Origin of the sequence: Citrobacter sp. wls718, assembly GCF_005280945.1 — a bacterium.
GTDB lineage: Bacteria > Pseudomonadota > Gammaproteobacteria > Enterobacterales > Enterobacteriaceae > Citrobacter > Citrobacter gillenii.
This window is the reverse complement of record NZ_SZWV01000044.1, coordinates 1-23,665: the sequence shown is the minus strand read 5'-3', so window position 1 is coordinate 23,665 and position 23,665 is coordinate 1. Positions and strand designations below refer to the sequence as shown.

Here is a 23,665-nt window from a genome sequence, read left to right as displayed (position 1 = left end):
AGGAACCCTACGTGGAACACATCTCCACCACCACGCTCATTGTTACGCTTCTCATCATGGTGGTTATTTCAGCCTATTTTTCCGGTTCCGAAACCGGAATGATGACCCTGAACCGCTACCGCCTGCGCCACCGGGCCAAGCAGGGGAATCGTCAGGCAAAGCGCGTTGAAAAACTCCTGCGCAAACCGGACCGCCTGATAAGCCTGGTGCTTATCGGCAATAACCTGGTCAACATTCTCGCCTCCGCGCTTGGCACCATCGTCGGTATGCGTCTGTATGGCGATGCGGGTGTGGCGATTGCCACCGGGGTGCTGACCTTTGTGGTGCTGGTTTTTGCTGAAGTACTGCCAAAAACCATCGCCGCGCTGTATCCCGAAAAAGTCGCCTATCCCAGCAGTTTCTTACTGGCACCACTCCAAATTCTGATGATGCCGCTGGTGTGGTTACTGAACACCATTACCCGTCTGCTGATGCGTATGATGGGCATCAAAACGGATATCGTGATAAGCAGTTCCCTGAGTAAAGACGAACTGCGAACGCTGGTGAATGAATCGCGCTCGCAAATCTCGCGCCGTAATCAGGATATGCTGCTGTCGGTGTTGGATCTGGAAAAAATCAGCGTCGACGACATCATGGTGCCGCGAAACGAAATCATCGGGATTGATATCAACGACGACTGGAAATCAATCGTGCGTCAACTGTCGCACTCCCCGCACGGCCGCATTGTGCTTTACCGCGACTCGCTGGACGATACCATTAGTATGCTGCGCGTACGCGAAGCCTGGCGCCTGATGGCAGAGAAAAAAGAATTCACCAAAGAGACCATGCTGCGCGCCGCTGATGAGATCTATTACGTCCCGGAAGGCACGCCGCTCAGCACCCAGCTAATCAAATTTCAGCGCAACAAAAAGAAAGTTGGCCTGGTGGTTAACGAATATGGCGACGTTCAGGGCCTGGTGACGGTCGAAGATATCCTGGAAGAGATTGTCGGCGACTTCACCACCTCCATGTCACCTACGCTTGCCGAGGAAGTCACCCCGCAAAATGACGGTTCAGTGATAATTGACGGCAGCGCCAACGTGCGCGAAATCAACAAAGCCTTTAACTGGCACCTGCCGGAAGACGATGCACGAACCGTAAACGGGATTATTCTTGAAGCGCTGGAAGAGATCCCGGTGGCCGGTACGCGGGTGCGCATTGGCCAGTACGATATCGATATTCTCGACGTACAGGATAATATGATTAAACAGGTGCAGGTCTTGCCGGTAAAACCGCTGCGGGAGAGCGTGGCGGACCAGGGATGATAATGTCGCGGCGGGTAACGCATCTGCATTACCCGCCGCGACAGGCTGATTAGCCCTTGGCTTTCGCCACAGACACCATCGCCGCGCGGATGGTACGTCCGTTCAGGGTATAACCTTTCTGCATCACCATCAGTACGTTACCGGCCGCAACGTCGTCAGACTCAACCATGGCAATCGCCTGATGCACGTTCGGGTCCATCGGCACATCGATATCCGCAACCACCTGCACGCCAAACTTCGCCACCACATCCAGCATCGATTTACGGGTCAGTTCGATACCCTCGATCATCGCCGACATGGCATCGTTGTCTTTGTCCGCTACTTCCAGCGCACGGTCCAGGCTATCGAGCACCGGCAGCAGTTCGTTAACGAATTTTTCCAGCGCGAACTTATGCGCCTTTTCTACGTCCAGTTCGGTACGACGACGCAGGTTTTCCATTTCAGCTTTCATGCGCAACACGCTGTCACGCTCGCGCGTTTCGGCTTCAGTAAGCTGAGCTTCCAGATTCGCAATTTTTTCATCGCGCGGATCCACCTGCTCAGCAGAAGCGTCTGGTTCAACCGCCTCAACTTCTTCGTGCTGATCCATGATAATTTCTTCCGGGGCTTGCCCCTCAGGCGTTTTCTGTTCTTTACTACTCATGAATTTCTCCGCGTTTTTTCGCATTCATCTCGCTAACTTGGCTTATTATGGGGATAAGATTCAGGGATTCAAGGGAAGTACTCACATTGTCACTCATCTTCGCTACAAGGACCTCGAGAAAATGAATAAACATTTCAAGTGTATTGGCATTGTGGGGCATCCACGCCACCCCACTGCACTGACCACACATGAAATGCTTTACCGCTGGCTGTGCACAAAAGGGTATCAGGTTATCGTGGAGCAACAAATCGCCCGCGAACTGCAGCTAAAAAATGTGCAAACCGGCACGCTGGCAGAAATTGGTCAGCAGGCGGACCTCGCGGTAGTGGTGGGCGGAGATGGCAATATGCTCGGTGCTGCGCGCACTCTGGCACGCTATGACATTAAGGTCATCGGGATCAACCGTGGCAACCTGGGCTTTCTCACCGACCTTGACCCGGACAATGCCCATCAGCAGTTAGCCGATGTGCTGGAAGGCCATTACATCAGTGAAAAGCGCTTTTTACTTGAAGCCCAGGTGTGCCAGCAAGATTGCCAGAAGCGTATCAGTACCGCGATCAATGAAGTGGTGCTGCACCCGGGTAAAGTCGCGCACATGATTGAATTTGAAGTCTATATTGATGAGGTCTTTGCGTTTTCCCAGCGTTCAGACGGACTGATTATTTCCACGCCAACCGGTTCTACTGCCTACTCGCTCTCCGCCGGCGGCCCAATCCTGACGCCTTCTCTGGATGCCATTACGCTGGTACCAATGTTCCCGCACACGCTCTCAGCGCGACCGCTGGTGATCAACAGTAGCAGCACCATTCGCCTGCGCTTCTCACACCGCCGTAGCGATCTCGAAATTAGCTGCGACAGCCAGATTGCCCTGCCTATACAGGAAGGTGAAGACGTGTTGATTCGCCGCTGTGATTATCATTTAAACCTGATTCACCCTAAAGACTACAGCTATTTCAATACATTAAGCACCAAGCTCGGCTGGTCAAAAAAATTATTTTAATTTACCCCCAGCCTCTTTACTGTATAAAAAACCAGTTTATACTGTATGTAATTACAGTTATGGTTTTTCATACAGGAAAACAGCTATGTTGGCACAACTGACCATCAGCAATTTTGCTATCGTTCGTGAACTTGAGATCGATTTTCAGAGCGGAATGACCGTCATCACCGGTGAGACCGGGGCGGGTAAGTCCATTGCCATTGATGCCCTCGGTTTGTGCCTTGGCGGACGTGCCGATGCCGACATGGTGCGCGCTGGCGCTACGCGTGCCGATCTGTGTGCCCGCTTCTCCCTGAAGGACACGCCAGCGGCGCTGCAATGGCTCGAAGAAAACCAGCTTGAAGAAGGCCGTGAATGCTTGCTACGCCGCGTTATCAGTAGCGATGGGCGTTCCCGTGGCTTTATCAACGGCACCGCGGTACCGCTGTCGCAGCTTCGCGAGCTCGGTCAGTTGTTAATTCAAATCCACGGCCAGCACGCGCATCAACTGCTGACGAAATCCGAACACCAAAAATCCCTGCTGGACGGCTATGCCAATGAGGCATCTCTTATTCAGGAAATGGCGACGCGCTATCAACTGTGGCATCAGAGCTGCCGCGACCTGGCACATCATCAGCAGCAAAGCCAGGAACGCGCTGCCCGGGCAGAGCTGTTGCAGTATCAGTTGAAAGAGCTAAACGAATTTAGCCCGCAGGCGGGTGAGTTTGAGCAGATCGATGAAGAGTACAAGCGCCTGGCTAACAGCGGGCAGTTGCTCACCACCAGCCAACAGGCGCTGGCTATCATGGCAGATGGCGAAGACGCTAATCTGCAAAGCCAGCTGTACACGGCAAAGCAGTTGGTCAGCGAACTGGCGGGTATGGACAATAAGCTTTCCGGTATTCTGGACATGCTTGAAGAGGCAACCATTCAACTCAGCGAAGCCAGCGACGAGTTGCGCCACTATTGTGACCGGCTGGATCTGGACCCTAACCGGTTATTCGAGCTTGAGCAGCGCATCGCAAAACAAATCTCTCTGGCGCGCAAACACCATGTCGCACCTGAAGCGCTCCCGCAGTTCTATCAGTCCCTGCTGGACGAACAGCAGCAACTTGACGATCAGGCAGATTCACTCGAAACCCTCACTCTGGCAGTGAACACTCATCACAAGCTGGCACTGGAAACAGCAAAGACGCTGCACCACCAGCGCCAGCACTATGCTCAGGAGTTAGGGCAGCTCATTACAGAGAGCATGCACGCACTTTCTATGCCGCACGGACTCTTTTGCATTGAGGTGAAGTTTGATGAACACCATCTGAGTGTAGACGGTGCCGATCGCATTGAATTTAAGGTCACCACCAACCCAGGCCAGCCGTTACAGCCTATAGCAAAAGTCGCATCTGGTGGGGAACTGTCGCGTATCGCACTGGCTATTCAGGTGATCACCGCTCGTAAAATGGAAACCCCGGCGCTGATTTTCGATGAAGTGGACGTCGGTATTAGCGGTCCAACAGCCGCGGTCGTCGGCAAACTACTGCGCCAGCTCGGTGAATCCACGCAGGTTATGTGCGTCACGCACCTGCCGCAGGTTGCCGGTTGCGGACATCAACACTTCTACGTCAGCAAAGAAACCGACGGCGCGATGACCGAAACACATATACAACCACTGGATAAACGCGCGCGCCTGCAGGAGCTCGCCCGCTTACTTGGCGGTAGCGAAGTGACGCGCAATACCCTCGCAAATGCAAAAGAACTGCTGGCAGCATAAACTTTTTTCTCTTGTAACGGTCTGAGTTCAACATAAAATCGCCGTCCGACCCGACAGCAAAAGGTTTTAAAGTGGTGAAAGGTCTATTATCATCGGCATATTACATATGAGCCGCGTACTGCTCGGGCCCGAAAAGGAATCAAATCACTATGCGCTGTAAAACGCTGACTGCTGCTGCAGCAGTACTACTGATGTTGACCGCAGGCTGTTCCACTCTGGAGCGAGTGGTTTACCGTCCTGACATCAACCAGGGAAACTATCTGACCGCTAACGATGTGTCCAAAGTTCGTGTCGGTATGACGCAACAGCAGGTTGCTTATGCTCTGGGTACACCGATGATGTCCGATCCTTTTGGCACCAACACCTGGTTCTATGTGTTCCGTCAGCAACCAGGACACGAAGGCGTAACGCAGCAAACGCTGACGCTGACCTTTAACAGCAATGGCGTGTTGACCAATATTGATAACAAGCCCGCATTGACCGGTAATCAATAAGTAGGTCTTCAGATAGCAAAAAAGGTGCTCGCTGAGCACCTTTTTATTGCCTGCTATTTGTTGGCAGACTTCTCCGCCCGCTTCCTGCGCAACTCTTTTGGATCGGCAATCAATGGCCGGTAAATTTCTACCCGATCACCATCATGCACAGCATCAGCAAGTTTTACCGGGCGGCTGTAGATCCCCACTTTGTTTTTGCTGAGGTCGATATCAGGGCGCAATTCCAGTAATCCAGACGCGCGAATGGCCTCTTCAACCGTCGCGCCCTCTTGCAGCGTCACGCGCTGTAAATATTGCTTTTCGGGTAGCGCGTACGCGACTTCGACGACCATTTTAGCTGACACTGACACTGTAAACCTCTTTCGCACGCACCGTGAAGGCTTGCACCATGTTCGACGCCAGCTCTTTAAAGATACGGCCAAACGCCAGCTCAATGAGCTTGTTAGTGAACTCAAAATCAAGCTGAAACTCAATACGGCACGCTTCATGACTGAGCGGCGTAAACTTCCACCCGCCAATGAGTTTTTTGAAGGGGCCATCGACCAGATGCATCAGAATGCTCTGGTTATTAGTCAACTGGTTGCGCGTGGTGAACGTTTTGCTGATCCCTGCTTTAGACACATCCACCGCTGCCGTCATCTGTCCAGGAGTCGACTCCAGTACGCGGCTTCCGGTGCAACCCGGTAAAAACTGGGGATAGGATTTCACATCATTCACTAGCTGATACATCTGTTCCGCACTGTAAGGTACTAAAGCGGTCCGGCTAATCTGAGGCATAACAATTTCCATCTATATCAATCGAGCAAATAATACCATTTATCATCCGCTAAAAAAAACGCTATAGCCCAACTCGTGCTAAGATAGCGCCTTGCGCCCCGCTGGATGAAATGGGGTGTTTTTCGATTCCAGATTACCTATACTGAGCGGCATTATGACGAAGAAAAAAGCACACAAACCTGGCTCAGCCACAATCGCGCTTAACAAGCGCGCACGACACGAATACTTTATTGAAGAAGAGTTCGAAGCTGGACTCGCTCTGCAAGGCTGGGAAGTCAAATCCCTGCGCGCGGGTAAAGCCAACATCAGCGACAGCTATGTCATTCTTAAAGACGGTGAAGCTTACCTGTTTGGTGCCAACTTTATCCCGATGGCAGTTGCCTCAACGCATGTGGTCTGCGATCCCACTCGTACCCGTAAACTGCTGTTAAACCAGCGCGAGCTCGATTCGCTGTATGGCCGAATGAACCGCGAAGGTTACACCGTCGTGGCACTGTCTCTGTACTGGAAAAACGCCTGGTGCAAAGTGAAAATTGGCGTCGCTAAAGGTAAGAAACAGCACGATAAACGTTCCGATGTGAAAGAGCGTGAGTGGCAGGTGGATAAAGCACGTATTATGAAAAATGCTGGCAGATAACACCTTTGTTTTGTGACCAGTCTCTCATTATGGGACTGGTCCTTATTATTTAGTTATTGAATCCCCCTCAATATATTCATCACACTTATAGTTTAATACTGCTGAATCGTTCAAATATCAAGTAAATCACCGTGTTATTTCATGATGTCTGTAGTCCAATAAAAATAAAACTTCAAGATTTACCTCCATCTATTTCACTTCATTTTAATAACATTATTATCACTGATGTTTATTATAAAATCATGCTGCACGCCAAAAATAAATCGCTTAAAATACAATAACATAATAAAACACATATATTTTATGTGGCGTTTACACTAACCCACCTGAAATATCGCCGTATATTTTTAACAGACAGAAGTTGCGGAATACTTTCTTTCTGACTATATCATCTAATACGAAAGAACTATTCAACGCCGAGGCCAATTTTTATTTACTAACCAAACAGACATCTCTGTGACCTAATCAATGAAACTACATGTGTAAATTCATCTTCACGATGAACGGGGCACCTGTCTGCTCATTTTCCCAGAACGCTGTTGCGGATTAATTCCCCCGGCAAGCCATCAGGAGTGAACATATGCGTCATCTCGCCGTTGTATCAAAATTGACTGGTGTATCTACGAATGTTGAAGCCTCTGAAGTGACGCTCAGTACACCGTCCATCGTGAAATTATCCGTTTCGCGTGAAGACATCAGCCAACTGACCCGTATTAACCAGGATCTGGTGGTCACACTCCGCTCAGGTGACGTAATTACGATTAAAAACTTCTATGTCGCAAACGGCAGTGATAAAAGCCAACTCGTTCTCGAAGACAGCAACGGTGCACTGTGGTGGGTTCAGGATACTGATGGCGCATTCCACTTCCAGCATCTGGACGATCTCACACCGCTGATGGCGGCTGAAGGCAGTCATGACGGTGGCGCAGTCTGGCCGTGGGTTCTTGGCGGCGTGGCGGCGGCGGGCGGAATTGCCCTCGCGGCGGGTGGTGGTGGTGGTGGTGATAATCCCGGGAACGGGAATGGAAACGGGAATAATCCGGGAAACGGCAACGGTAACGGTAATAACCCTGGAGGTGGAAATGGCGATGGCGACGGTGGAACCCCACCAACAACGCCAGCGCTCCCCGGCGTGCCCGTCATCACCAGCGTAGTCGATAACCAGGAGCTGATTACTGGCATTGTCAATCAACAGGAGTCCACCAACGACAATACCCCTACGCTTCAAGGGACGGGAACGGCGAATACCACGTTGCATATTTTCGATAATGGCAAAGAGATTGGCCAGGTCACCATCGATGCCAGTGGTAACTGGTCATTTACACCATCTCCCCCTCTCGCGGATGGTACCCACCAGTTTACAGTCAGCGCGTCGAACAGCGCGGGCAACAGTGGCATGTCGAACAGTTGGGTTATTATCATTGATACCCTCGCCCCTGATGCGCCTGCTCTCTCTCAGGAACTCGATGATGTCGGATCCATTCAAGGTTTTATCGCCAGTAACGCCGTGATCGACGATGACACGCCGACGCTCTCTGGTATCGGTGTTGCCGGCAATTTCATCAGCGTCTACGACAACGGTATCCTGATTGGCATGACGCAGGTTGATGAGAATGGTAACTGGACATTCACACCGGATACGCCGTTGAGCGAAGGCGTTCACAATCTGACGCTGACGCAAACCGACCCTGCAGGTAACGTCAGTGCAAAAACCACCGTGCCCAGCTTCACTGTCGATATCACCCCGCCTCCGGCGGCAGCGATTACCAACGTCAACCCGGAAGGGACAACGGTCACCGGCAGCGCAGAGCCAGGCAGCACGGTCAGTATTATCGGCAGTAATAATCTGCTGCTGGGTTCGGCCGTTGTAGGCCAGGACGGCACTTTCAGCATCGCGATTTCACCGTCGCAGACCCACGGTGAATCACTTACCGCAAAAATTCATGACGAAGCCGGCAACGTCGGGCCAGACACCCCATTCAACGCTCAGAACTCAGGCTATCCTGGCGTACCGGTTATCGTCAGCGTGATGGATGACGTCGCCCCGTCAACCGGGCCGTTGAGCAATCATCAGGCGACTAACGATAACAAGCCCACGCTTTCCGGTACCGCTGACGCCAACAGCACGGTGAATATTTACGACAACGGCGTAGCGGTCGACAGCGTACAGGCTGACGGCAACGGCAACTGGAGCTGGACATCAAGCTCACCGCTGGATGACGGCCCGAACGCCTTTACCGTCACCGCAACCAACCAGTCGGGTACCGGGGGAGTGTCGACCGCATTCAACATTAATATTGATACTCTGCCGCCGTCTGCGCCTGACGATCTCAACGTCTCGGCAGATGGCGCTGTCGTAACCGGGAAAACCGAGCCCGGCAATACCGTGGTGATCACCGACAGTAAAAATATCCCCATTGGCAGCGGCGTCGCCGGGCCGGATGGTTCATTTACCATTACCATCAAGCCGCCGCAGACCAATGGCGAAACGCTTACAGCCATCTCGACCGATCCCGCAGGAAACTCAAGTCCGCCAGAAACGGCAGTTGCGCCGGACATCACCGCCCCACAACCGCCCACAAACCTGGTGATTAATGGCGCGGGCAACGAGGTCACCGGCAAGGCCGAGCCTGACAGTACGGTCAATATTCTGGATCCACGCGGCAATATCATTGGCACAACGACAGCCACTGCAGAGGGGGACTTCACCGCAGCGCTGGTACCGCCGCAGACGAATGGTGAGATCCTGACGGCAAACGCGACCGATGCAGCAGGTAACAAAGGGGGCAATGCCTCCGTCACCGCGCCGGATACCACGGCACCGGATGCACCGACAGATGTTATCGTCGCTGGAAATGGAGGGTCGGTGAGCGGCCACGCCGAGGCCGGAAGTACCGTCACCGTCAAAGACAGCGATGGTCATATTATTGGCAAGGGCCAGGCGGACAGCGGCGGCAACTTCACCGTGTCAATCGCACCGGCGCAAATCAACAGTGAGACGGTTACCGTCACCGCCACGGACGGCAAAGGCAACGAAAGTCTGCCAACTTCAGCAATAGCACCAGATCTCACTGCACCCGAACAGCCGATTATTATCGCCGTCACAGACGATGTTGCGGATTACACTGGCCGCATTGATGACAATGGATTGACCAACGACGATAAACCCAAAATTGAGGGCACTGCCGAGGCCGGGTCTAAGATCAACATTTACGACAATGGCGTACTGTTAACCACCGTTACCGCCGATCTCAACGGCAACTGGAACTATACCCCCACCACCGCGCTGGCGCAGGGTGCGCACGTCTTTACGGTGACGGCTACCGATGCCGCCAGTAACACCAGCAGTGCCGCCAGCTGGAAAATCATTGTCGACAGTATCGCCCCCATCGTACCGGCCATTACGCTTATCAACGATGACGTCGGCAGCATCACCGGCAACGTTGCGAACAACGGGGTCACCAATGACAAAACCCCCACGTTCTCAGGGACCGGTGAACCCGGCTCGCTGGTGACGCTGTATGATAATGGCCTGCAGATGATGGTAATTCTTATCGACAGAACAGGCACCTGGAGCCATAGCGTTCCAGCCGATGAGGCCCTCAGCGAAGGCACCCACCGTTTTACGCTGACCGCAACGGATGCCGCCGGTAACGTCGTCACCGCCCCCCCTGTCATCATAACGGTCGACACCAAAGCGCCCGATGCCCCCATTATTTCGAGCGCCACGGACGACGTAGGCAGTTTGCAAAGCGACCTGGCCAATGGCGGACGTTCAGACGATACCCTGCCGCTGCTGAAAGGCACCGGAGTCGCAGATTCCACGATCACAATTTACGATGGGGCTACCCCCATAGGCACTGCTACAGTGACGCCGGAAGGAAGCTGGAGTTTTCAGGTCACTCAACCGCTGAGTGAGGGTCCACACGCGCTGTCAGCTATTGCGACAGATAAAGCGGGTAACGCCAGCAGTGCCGGTAATTTCACGCTGACGATTGATACCACGCCGCCAGCCGCCCCTGTTATCACCTCAGCGGAAGGACTTATTGGCAGTGACACAAAACCGCTGGCTAACGGCGGGAGCACCAAAAACGACAACCCCAAGCTGTCAGGCACCGGCGAGCCGGGTGCGACAATTACCGTTTTTGATAATGACGTCCGTCTGGGTACAGCCACCGTGCAGCCAAACGGCACCTGGACCTTTACTCCAACGTTGCTTACAAACGGTCCACACAAATTCACCGCCACAGCGACAGACGTGGCTGGCAACACGGGGATCCCGTCCGCCGGCTTTACGCTGACGGTAGATAACCTGCCGCCCGCGAAGCCAGAGCCGCCAACCATAACCGATGACGTCAATCCGATAACGGGAATTATCACCAACGGCATCACCAACGATACCACGCCAACCTTCAGCGGTACCGGGAGTGCCGGAGATGTTATCGCCATCTATCTTGACGGCAGAACCGAACCGCTAGGCACGGCGACGGTCGGGGCGGATGGTACCTGGAGCTTTACGCCAACCGACCCGATTAATCCGGACAGCTATCAAGTCACCCTCACCGCCACCGATCCGGCGGGCAACGTCAGCCCGCGTTCGGATGCCGTCACCCTGGGCATCGATACGACGCCGTCCGCGCCGCCGGTTATCACCGCGGTTAATGATGACGTCGGCGATGTCAGAGGCGATCTCGCCGCCGGCGCGGTGACGGATGACACCACGCCGACCATCCGCGGAACCGGCTCCAACGGTGACATCATCACCCTGTACAATGGCAGTACGGTAATTGGCACGGCTACCGTTGCAGGCGGCGTCTGGAGTATCACGCCCAACCCGGCGCTGACCAACGGCAGCTACACGCTGACCGCCATCGCCACCGATGCGGCAGGAAATGCCAGCGACGCCTCAAACAGCGTCTCGTTTACGGTGAACAGCACAGCATTGAAGTTGCCCCAGGTCACGGATATTGAAGATGACGCTGGGGTTATTATCGGTTCGCTAACCAACAACAGCGTCACGGACGATACCACCCCGACGATCAGCGGAACCGGTACACCAGGCAGCACGGTCATCATTTTCGATAATGGCACCGTCGTCGCCGAAACCACCGTAGCCGCAAATGGCAGTTGGAGCGTAGACGTTCCCCTGACGGGCGATGGCCCACATCCGCTGACATTCGGCGCGAAGGACGCTGCCGGTAACGTGCTGGCAGCAGGAAACCCCGTGACGTTAATCGTCGATACCTTGCCACCTGCAATGCCAACCGTCAGTGGCGTAGATCCAAACGGTACGCTGGTTAGCGGCACGGCCGAACCGGGCAGTACCGCTATCATTCGCAGCGGCAACACGATTCTCGGTCAGGGTATTGCCGACGACGAGGGAAATTATTCCGTTACCCTCTCACCGGCGCAAACAACCGGTCAGGCACTGGATGCTATCGCCCAGGACCCGGCAGGCAATCAGAGCGATCCCACGCCGTTTAACGCCGCGACGTCCAGCATCCCCCACCCGCCGACGCTGGAAATTGTGGACGACGTCGCCCCAGTCATGGGGGTGATTGGCAGTGGTAAAACTACCAACGACATCCTGCCACTGTTGCAAGGAAAAGCGACTCCAGGTGCAACCGTGAATATTTATATTGATGGCGTATTGCAGCCCACCACAGTGACCGCCGACGCCACCTCCGGCGCATGGAGCTATCAACTGTCCACGCCACTGACAAACGGTACCGCGTATAACTTCACCGTGTCGCAAACAGTAGGTGGTGCAGAGAGCGGTCAATCACCTAATTACACCATCACTATCGATACCGTCGCCCCGCAGGCGCCGATCATTACCAGCATTATTGACGATGTCACGCCCGGTACGGGCACGTTAGACAAAGGACAACTTACCAACGATTCCCGACCAACCTTTAACGGTACCGGCGAAGCAGGCGCAACCATCACTCTCTACGATGGCAACGGTGTCTATGCCACCACCACCGTCAACAGCAGCGGATTCTGGAGCTATACCCCAACCAATGCCCTTGGCGAAGGCCCGCATGACTTCACCGTGCGCGCGACGGACGCCGCAGGCAACCAGGGCGCTGGCTCCGACAGTTTTCGCATTATTGTCGATACCTTAGTCCCGGACGCGCCGTCCATTGTGACGGTGAAGGACAACGTCGGTACGGACCAGACGCTCACCTCCGGGCAGTCGACCAACGACAACACCCCAACACTGGAAGGCGTGACCGAGGCGAATTCGGTCGTCACTATTCTTGATAAAGGGACGGTAATCGGCACCACCACCAGCGACGCAGGCGGTAACTGGAGCTTTACACCTGCCCCAGCGCTAGGTGAAGGCAATCACGCGTTAACCGCTACCGTCACCGATGGCGCGGGCAACATCAGTCCGGCAACGCCGCCGTTCCTGCTGGTTGTCGATACACTGGCGCCAGCCGCGCCAATCATCACCTCGGTGATTGACGACCAACCGGGAAATACCTCACTGACGAACGGGCAACTGACTAACGACGCGCAGCCAACGCTGAACGGCAAAGGGGAAGCCGGGGCGACTATCACGATAAAAGATAAGGGTGTCGAAATAGGTACCGCGCGGGTAGATGAATCCGGCAACTGGACCTTCACACCGGAAAACGCGCTGGGTCAGGGGCAGCATGTCTTCACCGCAACAGCCACAGACCAAGCCGGTAATACGGGTGGGGCCTCCTCCGCCTTTACCCTTGAACTGGATTCCGTTGCCCCGCTGGTGCCGGTCATCAGTAACGTGCAGGACAACACGGCCCCCACCACCGGGCCAATAGGTAACGGCCAGACGACCAACGAAACCCGTCCAGCGCTGAGTGGAACAGGTGAAATCGGCGCAACGATAACTATCCTGAGCGACGGTTTGCCCATTGGCACCACCACTGTCGGTGCAGGCGGCACCTGGAGCTTTACGCCAACGGACGCTCTGAGTAACGGTCCGCATACGCTGACCGCCACCGCCACCGACAGCGCGGGCAATACCAGCCCGGCCTCCAGCGGCTTTACGTTCACGGTTGATACGGTATCACCGAACACGCCGGTTATTACCCAGGTCAGCGATGATGTCGGCCCACTAACAGGAAATCTGAACAACGGTCAGGCGACAAACGATGCGCGCCCTACCCTTAACGGTACGGCGGAGGCCAATTCGACGGTCAAAATCTATGACAACGGCACGCTTATCGACACGGTTTCTGCAGACGGAAACGGCGTATGGAATTTTACACCGGGGAGTGCGCTGGGTAACGGCAATCACGTGTTGACGGTGACATCCACCGACGCGGCCGGCAACGTCAGCGTGTCGTCTGCCGGGTTTGCCCTGATTGTGGATACCGTCGCCCCGCTGGCACCCACCATTATCCAGGCCTTTGATGACGTACAACCGGGCACCGGCACCCTGTCGAGCGGTGCCTGGACCAACGATACCCGCCCCGTGCTGAGCGGTTCTGCGGAGGCCAACGCCCGGATTGCCATTTACGACAACGGCACGCTGCTGACGACAGTTACCGCAACAATAGACGGCACCTGGGAGTTTCTGTCCACTACGCTGGGTAACGGCCAGCATGTCTTTACCGCCATCACCACGGATGCGGCCGGAAACGTCGGCCCGGCGTCAAGCGGATTTATTCTTAACGTTGATACCGTTGCGCCATCAACGCCGATCCTGACCTCGGTGGTGGATGACATCACTGGCGGCGTGTTTAATGCCGCACTGAGCAACGGGCAACTGACCAATGACACCCGCCCTACGCTTAACGGTACCGCCGAAGCGGGCAGCACCGTCAATATTTATGACGGCAGTACGCTACTCGGCACTGCTCTCGTGCAAAGTAACAACAGCTGGTCGTTTACCCCAACGACACCGTTGGGGAATGGTTCGCACACCTTTACCGTCACCGCCACCGACCCCGCGGGCAACACCAGCGGTGCAACGGCGGGCTTTACGATTAACGTGGACACCACCGCCCCCACGCTGCCGTAAATTAGCAGCATTGTTGATGATGTCGGTCCCAATACCGGGTCGATTGGCAACAACCAGCCCACCAATGACGCGCGCCCCACGTTAAACGGCACCACGGAAGCCAATGCCCGGGTTGATATTTATGACAACGGCAACTTTGTCACCAGCGTAACGGCGGATGGCAGCGGCAACTGGAACTACACCCCGTCAACCGCACTGGGTCAAGGCCCCCATTCATTTACTATTACCGCAACGGACAGCGCGGGCAATACCAGCGGCATGTCGGCTGCCGCGTCGATTGTGGTCGATACCGTCGCTCCGGGTATTCCCACCGCTCTGGCGGTTAACGCCAACGGTACTGTGCTGACCGGCGTTGCGGAAGCCAACAGCACGGTGATCGTCACGACCAGCAGCGGCACCGTGCTCGGCACCGCCACGGCCAACGCCGCCGGCAACTTCACCTTTACCCTCAACCCGCCGCAGATCAGCGGACAAACGCTGCAGGTTAGCGCGCAGGATGCCGCCGGGAATACCGGCACGTCAGGCAACGCGCTGGCCCCGTTTACCGGGGTGCCACCCGCACCGATTATCGCCAGCGTTTTTGATGACATTGGTACGGTCACTGGCAATGTCGCCGCCGGAAAAACCACCAATGACACCCGTCCGATGCTCAGCGGCACGGCACAGGCTAACGCCGTCGTCAGCCTGTACAACAACGGAACATTGATGGGCACCACAACCGCGGACGGCAACGGACTGTGGAGCTTTACCCCCTCCGGCGCGCTCAGTGAAGGCGACCACGCGTTTACCGCCAGTGCGGCTAACGCCAACGGTTCCGGCGTATTGTCTGGCGCGTTTAACGTCATTGTCGATACCACGCCACCGCCGCCGCCATCGGTGCTGATCAGCGCCGACGGCGGCACAGTCAGCGGCATCGCCGAAGCAGGCAGTACGGTCACTATCTCCTTGCCCGGAGGCGGCAGCATTACGGCGGTCGCCAACAGCAGCGGGGTCTACAGCGTCACCCTGCCGGTACGCCAGATTGAGGGCCAGTCGTTGTCCGCTACTGCGACCGACGCGGCAGGCAACATCTCAACGCCGACCAGCATCCTCGCACCGGTCTTACCGCTGCTGGCTGAAGACAACGTCACTCGTCTGGCGCTACAAACCGACTTCACGGTCACCAACGAGCACAAAAGCGATTATGGCTTCCTGCTGGTCGGTGCGGTGGAAAATGTGCTGAAGGTACTGGGAGACAACACTGCACTCGTCAACTTCAACATTCAGACCGGCGGCAGCGGCACCATCACCATCAACGCGGCAGCAACCGGCATTGTGCTGTCGCTGCTGAGTACCATGGAGATTGTTATCCAGCGCTTTGACTCCACGCTCAACGCCTGGGTGACGGTGGTCGATACCGGTCAAGCCGATTTTGCCGACCTGCTGACGCTCAGCGCCTCCGGCGTAACGCTCAACTATGGCGGGCTTACCGGTGGGGACTACCGTGTCGTCAGCTACAACACCAGCCTGCTGGCGACCGGGGCCTTCACCAGTCTGGACGTGGCGGTGGTCAAAACCAGCGCCGGATCGATCACTGGTGGCACCAGCGAATCCGGCAATATCATCACCGATACTGACCCCACCAACGGGCAGGATAACGCCCCATCCGGCACGCGGGTGACGTCGATTACCGATGGCAACGGCAATGTGGTGAACATTCCGCTGGGCGGGGCTGATGTGCAGGGTAAATACGGCACCCTGCATATTAATCAGGACGGGAGTTATACCTACACTCTTACCGATAAATCCGCCTCGGTATACGGTCGCTCCGAAAGCTTCACCTATACGCTGACGCACGGTAACGACCACTCTTCGGCAAAACTGGTGGTGGCGTTGGGCCAGGGTCCGACGGCCAGTACGGTAACAGCGGCAGACGATGTCGCCTCACTGACCTACGGCACCGAGGTCAGCGTGGTCGACCACGGACCATCAAAACAAACCGGCTTTACGCTCGCCAGCGTAGGCCTGGGGAATGTGCTGGACGTCAGTCTGGTCGACGGGTTAACCAACCCCATCAAATTCAACGTTGAAGATGGCGCCACCCGCACGCTGACGATTCAGGCCGACGTTCTCGGCGTAACGCTCGGCGGCTTTGATCTGTACGTCTACCGTTTTAATGACGCTATTCAGCAATACGAGCAGTATCGGGTACAACCCAACTGGGTCACGGCAGTATTGGGTGGAAAATCAAAAGATTTCACCATCACGCTGCCGGGCGGTGACTACCTGTTCCTGCTGAACGCCGGCGGCGGTCTGGCGCTGTTGACCAGCTACACCCTGAATATTCAGGCCGATCACACCTATGCGGTGGACAGTCTGAGTGCCTCAACCAACGGTAATATTCTGGCCAATGATTCCGCGCCCGCCGGTACGGTTATCACCGACGTGAACGGCGTCGCAGTCAATTTAACAGGCACAACCCGTATTGAGGGACAGTACGGCACACTCACTATCGATGCGAAGGGGAACTACAGCTACACGCTGAAAAGCGGACTGGGCGCGGACAGCATCAATACGCCGGACAGCTTTGTGTATACGGTCAAGGCGCAAAATGGCGATACCGGCAGCGCGTCGCTGAACATCAAACCAACCCCGCAGGCGCTGGACGCGGTAAACGACACCAGCAGCCAGATGGCGGTCACGACGTTGCAGGATACGTCTCAGCCCTTTAGTGATTCCAGCGTGGGATCGGCCAGTTGGACCACTGTGCTGGGACCCAGCTCGAAAAGTGGTACCGGAACAGTTGAAGTCGCAGCGGGTACAGCGGTGCAAAACGTGGTGCTGCATTTTAACGTGGCATCAGGGCTGACGCTGGGTGGGCTGAACGTGACCTGGGCGCTGTACGACAGCAATGGCGTTAAAGTTGCCGGGGATACCTTCAACGGCGGGCTCCTAATCGGCGGCAATCTTGATATTGCCCTGAACGGACTGGTGCTACATGCCGGGAACTATCGCCTCGACTATACCGGCAACGCGGGTGCGCTGGGGCTAGGCACCATCACCATCACCCCCAGCGTGAAAGGGACAATAGTCGATCTCGATAACTTCGAAACCGCGGGCGTCAATAGCGTCACCGGCAACATCTATGACGGCGACCATATCGCCAGCGTCCATACCCTGCTGACGGTAAACGGCGCGGGCGGCAGTTCCGTCACGCTGGATCCGTTGGGCAGCAGCACCGCCAGCGCCACGATCAATGGACTGTACGGCAAACTGACAATCGGCATTGATGGGCATTACACCTATACCCTCAACAGCGATGTCTCACTGGAATCCATCAAGACCAAAGAGACATTCAACTACACCCTTAACGACCAAAAAGGACATACCGATAGCGCCACGTTGACCATCGATATGAATCCACAGGTGATCAGCACCGCGGAGGCCGATCGGGTTATCGGCAGCGCGTACGGCGATACGCTGATTTACCACCTGCTCAGCGCCAATAACGCAACCGGCGGCAACGGAACCGCGGACACCTGGAGCAACTTCTCGCTGGCGCAGGGTGACAAAATCGATATCGGCGACCTGCTGGTGGGCTGGAACGGGCAGAACGCCACGCTCGGCAATTATCTCACCGTATCCACCAGCGGTAACAACACCGTGGTGTCCATCGACCGCGACGGTACGGGCGCCACCTATCAATCAACCAGCCTTGTGACACTGGAGAACGTCCACACCACGCTCGATGAGCTGATCCAACAAAATCATATTGTGACCTGACGTGAGCACCAAAACGCCATAACAACAGCCCCGGATGCTATGACGTCCGGGGCAATAACAGTCGTCACTGCCGTATTTTGAAAGGGATATACGATGAGAAATGTCGCCTCTGTTACGTTGCTGCTGGCATTCACGCTCTGTTCCTTACAGGTGAATGCCGAAGATGAACCGCAAATCATTACGCCGGAAGGGCTGGCCACCAGCCAGATGCTCCCCTCTCTGGATGGATCGGTGGCCGAACTCCCGCTGAGCGCCGCCGCGCCCGGCAACCTGACACTTAACGATGCGGTAAGCCGCGCCGTAAGCTGGCATCCTGCGATCCGTGAATCGATCGGCAAACTGCTCTCGCAAAATGAGCAGATCGACGTGGCGAAATCCAAATACTATCCGCAGGTCACGGCCGGGGTGAACAACGGCTACAGCAATACCTATAACGATCATGGTTTCAGCCCGTCGCTGGTGATCTCGGTCTCGCAAATGCTGTATGACTTTGGCAAAGTCGCCAGTCAGGTACGCGCCGAGACTGCGGGGGCCGCCCAGCAGCAGGCTAACGTCTTACTCAGCATTGACACCGTCGCCCACGAAACTGCCAACGCCATTGTGTAGGTACAGTCCTGGCAGCAAATGGTCGACGCCGCCGAAGCGCAACTCTCCGCCCTGAACGGCATTGGCAGGCTGACCCGGCAACGCAACGATGAAGGAGCCACGTCACTCTCTGACGTGGTACAAACTGACGCGCGTATCGAATCCGCTCGTTCGCAGCTGGCGCAGTATCAGGCGAACCTCGACAGCAGCAAGGCGACACTGATGAGCTTTCTTGGCTGGAATTCGCTCAACGGCGTCAGCAACGCGTTTCCGGTGAAACTGGACAGCAGCTGCGACATCACCAAGCCTGATGACAGGCTGGTACCCGCGGTGCTGGCAGCCTGGGCGCAGGCTAATGTCGCACAGGCCAATCTGGATTACGCCAACGCGCAGATGACGCCCACTATCTCGCTTGAGCCTTCCGTGCAGCACTATCTCAATGACAAATATCCCAGCCATGAGGTGCTCGACAAAACGCAGTACTCCACGTGGGTGAAAGTCGAGATGCCGCTGTATCAGGGAGGCGGACTCACCGCCCGGCGCAACGCCGCAGGTCATGCGGTAGACTCGGCACAGTATTCCATCCAGCGCACCCGCCTTGACGTGCGCCAGAAACTGCTCGAATCCCGCAGCCAGGCGATGAGTCTTGCCACCGCCTTGCAGATCCTGCGCCGCCAGCAACGACTGAGCGAACGCACGCGCGAACTGTATCAACAGCAATATCTGGATCTCGGCTCTCGTCCGCTGCTCGACGTGCTTAATGCCGAGCAGGAGGTGTATCAGGCCCGCTTTGCCGAACTGCAAACCCAAAGCCAGCTTCGTCAACTCCAGCTGAACTGCCTCTACAATACCGGCACGTTGCGCCAGGCGTTCGCCCTCAACAATCGCAGCATCCAGTCAGTGGAGATCCAGCTATGAGCCACGTCGAGCCGGGTGCAGAAGAGACGATTAGCGAGTCCGCCCTGAACCTGTGGGCGCAGGCCATTAGCCACATTGCCAGCCACTATCGCGTCACCTGCTCGCCCGGCGCGATTCAGGCCAACGCTCCGTGGTTTGCCGGAAAAAATAAGCCCCTCGCCCTGACGCAACTCGCGCGCCAGGCGGGGCTGTCGTTTCATGCGCTGGATACCACAAAACAGCTGTTCAGCCAGTGGCGTTTACCGGTTGTGGCGGAGCTACGCGACGGCCAAATTATGGTAATAGAGCACTTCAACGGTAACGATGCGCTGGATGTGTTTATCATCGCCGAAGAAGGCCAGCGCAACCGGCTGGCGATTGCCGAGCTGCTGCCGGAGATCCACACCATTACCGCCCTGCGCCCGCTGTCGGCGCTCAAAGACAGTCGGGTCGACCGCTATGTTTCGCGCTTTAAGCCGGACTGGATGCGCGACCTGGTGCTCCAGGACATCCGGCCTTACCTGCCGGTGATGGTAGCCGCGTTCCTGATTAACGTTCTGTCGCTCGCCGGGATTATCTTCTCGATGCAGGTTTACGACCGGGTGATCCCGGCCCAGTCGTATCCCACGCTGTATGTGCTCTCGACCGGCGTGCTGGTGGCGGTGCTGTTCGGCTTTTTACTGCGCGAAGCCCGTACCCATATCATGGATGTACTCGGCAAGCGCGCCGATATGCGCATTTCCGATCGCGTGTTCGGCCACGCACTGCGCCTGCGTAACAGCGCCATCCCCCGCTCCACCGGCAGCTTTATTTCCCAGCTCCGCGAACTGGAGCAGGTACGGGAGATGATCACCTCCTCAACCCTGTCGACCCTTGTCGATCTGCCCTTTTTCTTTTTGTTTATCGTCGTGATGGCCTGCATCGCCCCGCAGCTTGCGTGGATAGCGCCCGTCGCTGCGATCCTGATGATCCTGCCTGGCCTGCTGTTACAGAAGAAGCTGGCTATGCTCGCCAACCAGGCTGCACACGAGTCCACGCTGCGTAACGCGGTGCTGGTCGAAAGCGTACAGGGGCTGGAGGACATCAAGCTGATGCAGGCGGAGAACCGCTTTTTGCAGCAGTGGAACAGCTACATCCGCATTACCGGCGAGTCCGGACTGCGCACGCGCAAGCTGACTCAGGGGCTGATTGGCTGGGGCATGTCGGTACAAAGTCTGGTCTACGCTGCGATTATTATGTTCGGTGCGCCGATGGTTATCGAAGGCACCATGACTACCGGCGCGGTCGTGGCGGCCTCAATGCTCGGCTCAAGAATGATTGCCCCGATGGCAAATCTATGCGGCGTTTTGGCGCGCTGGCAGCAGGTCAAGGCAGCGAAGACGGGGCTGGACAGCATTATGCAACTCCCCACCGAAACCCAGCACGATGAGAATCGGGTGCATCAGGAAATCTTTCGCGGGCACTATCTGTTTGAGAACGCCCACTTTCGCTACCACAGCGACGATCAGCAGGTGCCGCTGCGCATCGCCCGCCTCGAGGTGAGGCCAGGGGAACGCATCGCCATCCTCGGGCGTAACGGCGCGGGGAAATCCACCCTGCTACAGGCCATGGCGGGCAGCGTGGAGCTTATCCAGGGCGACGTCCGGCTCGATAACCTGAGCCTGGCGCAGATCGATATGGCCGATTTACGCCGCAACATCGGCTTTCTCAGCCAAAATGCACGCCTGTTTTTTGGCACGCTGCGTGAGAACCTGACCCTCGGCGCGCCGCATGCCAGTGATGCGCAGATATTCGACGCGCTGGAAGTCAGCGGCGCAGCCACCTTTGTTAAACACCTCGCCAAAGGGCTGGGACACCCGATTATGGAAGGCGGTAACGGCCTCTCCGGCGGGCAGCGGCAATCCATTCTGCTGGCAAGAATGCTGCTGCGCTCGCCCAATATTGTGCTGCTCGACGAACCCAGCGCCTCGCTGGATGAACATACCGAGCGGGAGTTTATTCAACGGCTAAACCAGTGGCTCGGCAACCGCACGCTGATCGTCGCCACCCATCGCGTGCCGGTTCTGGAACTGGTCGAGCGCGTGGTGGTGTTAAAAGAAGGTCAACTGGTGATGGATGCCCCGAAAGCACAGGCGCTGAACGCGAGTCGCGCGCCTGCACAGACTCACGGCCGGGAGTGGAAAAATGAAAACCAATCCGCATGATGCCGCCATGGACGACCTCGACATCCACCACGAACAGCGCTTTTCCGGTGCCAGCCGTATTATCCTGCTCAGCACGCTGCTGTTTGCCATCCTGGGCATCTGGGCATACTTCGGGACGCTGGATGAAGTCTCCACCGGCAGCGGCAAAGTGATCCCCAGCTCGCGCGAACAGGTGTTGCAGTCGCTTGACGGCGGGATCCTCGCCGAACTGACGGTGCGCGAAGGAGACAAAGTACAGGCCAATCAGGTAGTGGCCCGTCTCGACCCGACCCGCTCGGAATCTAACGTCGGCGAAAGCGCCGCCCGATACCGCGCCTCGCTGGCCTCCAGCGCGCGACTCAATGCCGAAGTCAACGATCTGCCGCTGACCTTTCCCGATGCACTGAACGCCTGGCCCGACCTTATCGCCTCCGAAACCCGGCTGTATAAAAGCCGTCGGGCGCAGCTTGCCGACGCAATGGTTGAACTCCAGGATGCGCTGGTCTCGGTAAATAAAGAGCTGGCAATCACCCAGCGGCTGGAGAAAAGCGGCGCCGCCAGCCATGTGGAAGTGCTGCGTCTGCAGCGACAAAAAAGCGACCTCGGACTAAAAATCACCGACCTGCGCTCGCAGTATTACGTGCAGGCGCGGGAAGCACTGTCAAAAGCCAACGCCGAAGTGGATATGCTGGCGGCCATTTTGAAAGGACGCGAAGATTCCGTCACCCGCCTGACCGTCCGCGCCCCGATGCGCGGCATCGTGAAAAACATCCAGGTCACCACCATTGGCGGCGTGATCCCGCCCAACGGCGAGATGATGGAGATTGTACCGGTCGACGATCACCTGCTGATAGAAACACGCCTGTCACCGCGCGATATCGCCTTTATTCACCCCGGACAGCGGGCACTGGTGAAAATCACCGCCTATGACTACGCCATCTACGGCGGACTGGAAGGCGTGGTCGAAACCATCTCCCCGGACACCATTCAGGACAAAGTAAAGCCCGAAGTCTTCTACTACCGCGTGTTTATCCGCACCCATCAGGACTATTTGCAGAACAAACGGGGGCGTCATTTCTCGATCGTTCCGGGCATGATTGCCAGCGTGGATATCAAAACCGGTGAAAAAACCATCGTCGACTATTTAATCAAACCGTTTAATCGCGCAAAAGAAGCGCTACGGGAGCGCTAAATCGTTGAGGATAAGGGGTTGCAGGGGCTGGTCACGCGTGTCACAAGTCTGTTATACTTGCCTTAACACATTGGGGCTGATTCTGGATTCGACGGGATTTGCGAAACCCAAGGTGCATGCCGAGGGGCGGTTGGCCTCGTAAAAAGCCGCAAAAAAATAGTCGCAAACGACGAAAACTACGCTTTAGCAGCTTAATAACCTGCTAAGAGCCCTCTCTCCCTAGCTTCCGCTCTTAAGACGGGGATAAAGAGAGGTCAAACCCAAAAGAGATCGCGCGGATGTCCTGCCTGGGGCTGAAGTGCTAAAACTAATCAGGCTAGTTCGTTAGTGGCGTGTCTGTCCGCAGCTGGCGTGCGAATGTAAAGACTGACTAAGCATGTAGTGCCGAGGATGTAGGAATTTCGGACGCGGGTTCAACTCCCGCCAGCTC

10 protein-coding genes, 1 other RNA gene and 2 pseudogenes are annotated in these 23,665 nt (G+C 56.2%); 10 read left to right on the top strand and 3 right to left on the bottom strand.

Annotated features, from left to right (window positions below; translation table 11 throughout):
- The first annotated feature begins 11 nt into the window (after positions 1-11).
- Positions 12-1,304: an HlyC/CorC family transporter gene (locus tag FDW95_RS08740; RefSeq protein ID WP_135911576.1), complete on the top strand. Its 1,293-nt coding sequence runs from the start codon at positions 12-14 to the stop codon at positions 1,302-1,304.
- Between the two features lie 49 nt (positions 1,305-1,353).
- Here FDW95_RS08740 and grpE read toward each other — a convergent pair whose 3' ends face one another.
- Positions 1,354-1,947, bottom strand: coding sequence for a nucleotide exchange factor GrpE (grpE, locus tag FDW95_RS08735; RefSeq protein WP_096756092.1), 594 nt, complete (start codon positions 1,945-1,947; stop codon positions 1,354-1,356).
- Between the two features lie 121 nt (positions 1,948-2,068).
- Here grpE and nadK point away from each other — a divergent pair, with 121 nt between their 5' ends.
- The 3 genes from nadK (at position 2,069) to bamE (ending at position 5,188) form a co-directional block, all read left to right on the top strand.
- On the top strand, positions 2,069-2,947 hold the full coding sequence (gene nadK, locus FDW95_RS08730; protein WP_096756091.1) for an NAD(+) kinase: 879 nt from the start codon (positions 2,069-2,071) through the stop codon (positions 2,945-2,947).
- A gap of 85 nt (positions 2,948-3,032) precedes the next feature.
- A complete protein-coding gene (recN, locus tag FDW95_RS08725) occupies positions 3,033-4,694 on the top strand; it encodes a DNA repair protein RecN (RefSeq protein ID WP_115257735.1) in 1,662 nt (553 codons plus the stop codon).
- Positions 4,695-4,843: 149 nt separating this feature from the next.
- Positions 4,844-5,188 carry an outer membrane protein assembly factor BamE gene (bamE, locus tag FDW95_RS08720; RefSeq protein ID WP_115257734.1) on the top strand — a complete coding sequence of 115 codons (345 nt, stop codon included), beginning with the start codon at positions 4,844-4,846 and terminating at the stop codon, positions 5,186-5,188.
- A gap of 53 nt (positions 5,189-5,241) precedes the next feature.
- Here the strand turns inward: bamE and FDW95_RS08715 are convergent, their stop codons facing one another.
- Entirely contained in the window at positions 5,242-5,532 is a 291-nt protein-coding gene (locus FDW95_RS08715) for an RnfH family protein (RefSeq protein ID WP_096759348.1), read from the bottom strand.
- Entirely contained in the window at positions 5,522-5,965 is a 444-nt protein-coding gene (gene ratA, locus FDW95_RS08710) for a type II toxin-antitoxin system toxin RatA (protein ID WP_115257733.1), read from the bottom strand. Before ratA ends, FDW95_RS08715 begins: the two co-directional genes overlap by 11 nt.
- Before the next feature lie 154 nt (positions 5,966-6,119).
- Between ratA and smpB the strand changes: the two genes are divergently transcribed.
- From smpB to ssrA, 6 genes and pseudogenes are all read left to right on the top strand, one after another.
- The gene (smpB, locus tag FDW95_RS08705; RefSeq protein ID WP_096759347.1) at positions 6,120-6,602 is read left to right on the top strand and encodes an SsrA-binding protein SmpB; all 483 of its coding nucleotides are present in this window, start codon (positions 6,120-6,122) and stop codon (positions 6,600-6,602) included.
- Between the two features lie 580 nt (positions 6,603-7,182).
- Positions 7,183-18,378 (top strand): annotated as a pseudogene (locus FDW95_RS08700) (BapA/Bap/LapF family large adhesin).
- Positions 18,379-18,471: 93 nt separating this feature from the next.
- A pseudogene (locus tag FDW95_RS08695) lies at positions 18,472-19,881 on the top strand (TolC family outer membrane protein).
- Positions 19,878-22,064: a type I secretion system permease/ATPase gene (locus tag FDW95_RS08690; protein ID WP_115257732.1), complete on the top strand. Its 2,187-nt coding sequence runs from the start codon at positions 19,878-19,880 to the stop codon at positions 22,062-22,064. Before FDW95_RS08695 ends, FDW95_RS08690 begins: the two are co-directional and overlap by 4 nt.
- Positions 22,065-22,071: 7 nt before the next feature.
- Entirely contained in the window at positions 22,072-23,235 is a 1,164-nt protein-coding gene (locus FDW95_RS08685; RefSeq protein ID WP_115259909.1) for an HlyD family efflux transporter periplasmic adaptor subunit, read from the top strand.
- Positions 23,236-23,307: 72 nt separating this feature from the next.
- Positions 23,308-23,665, top strand: a transfer-messenger RNA (tmRNA) gene (gene ssrA, locus FDW95_RS08680); the annotation flags it as partial.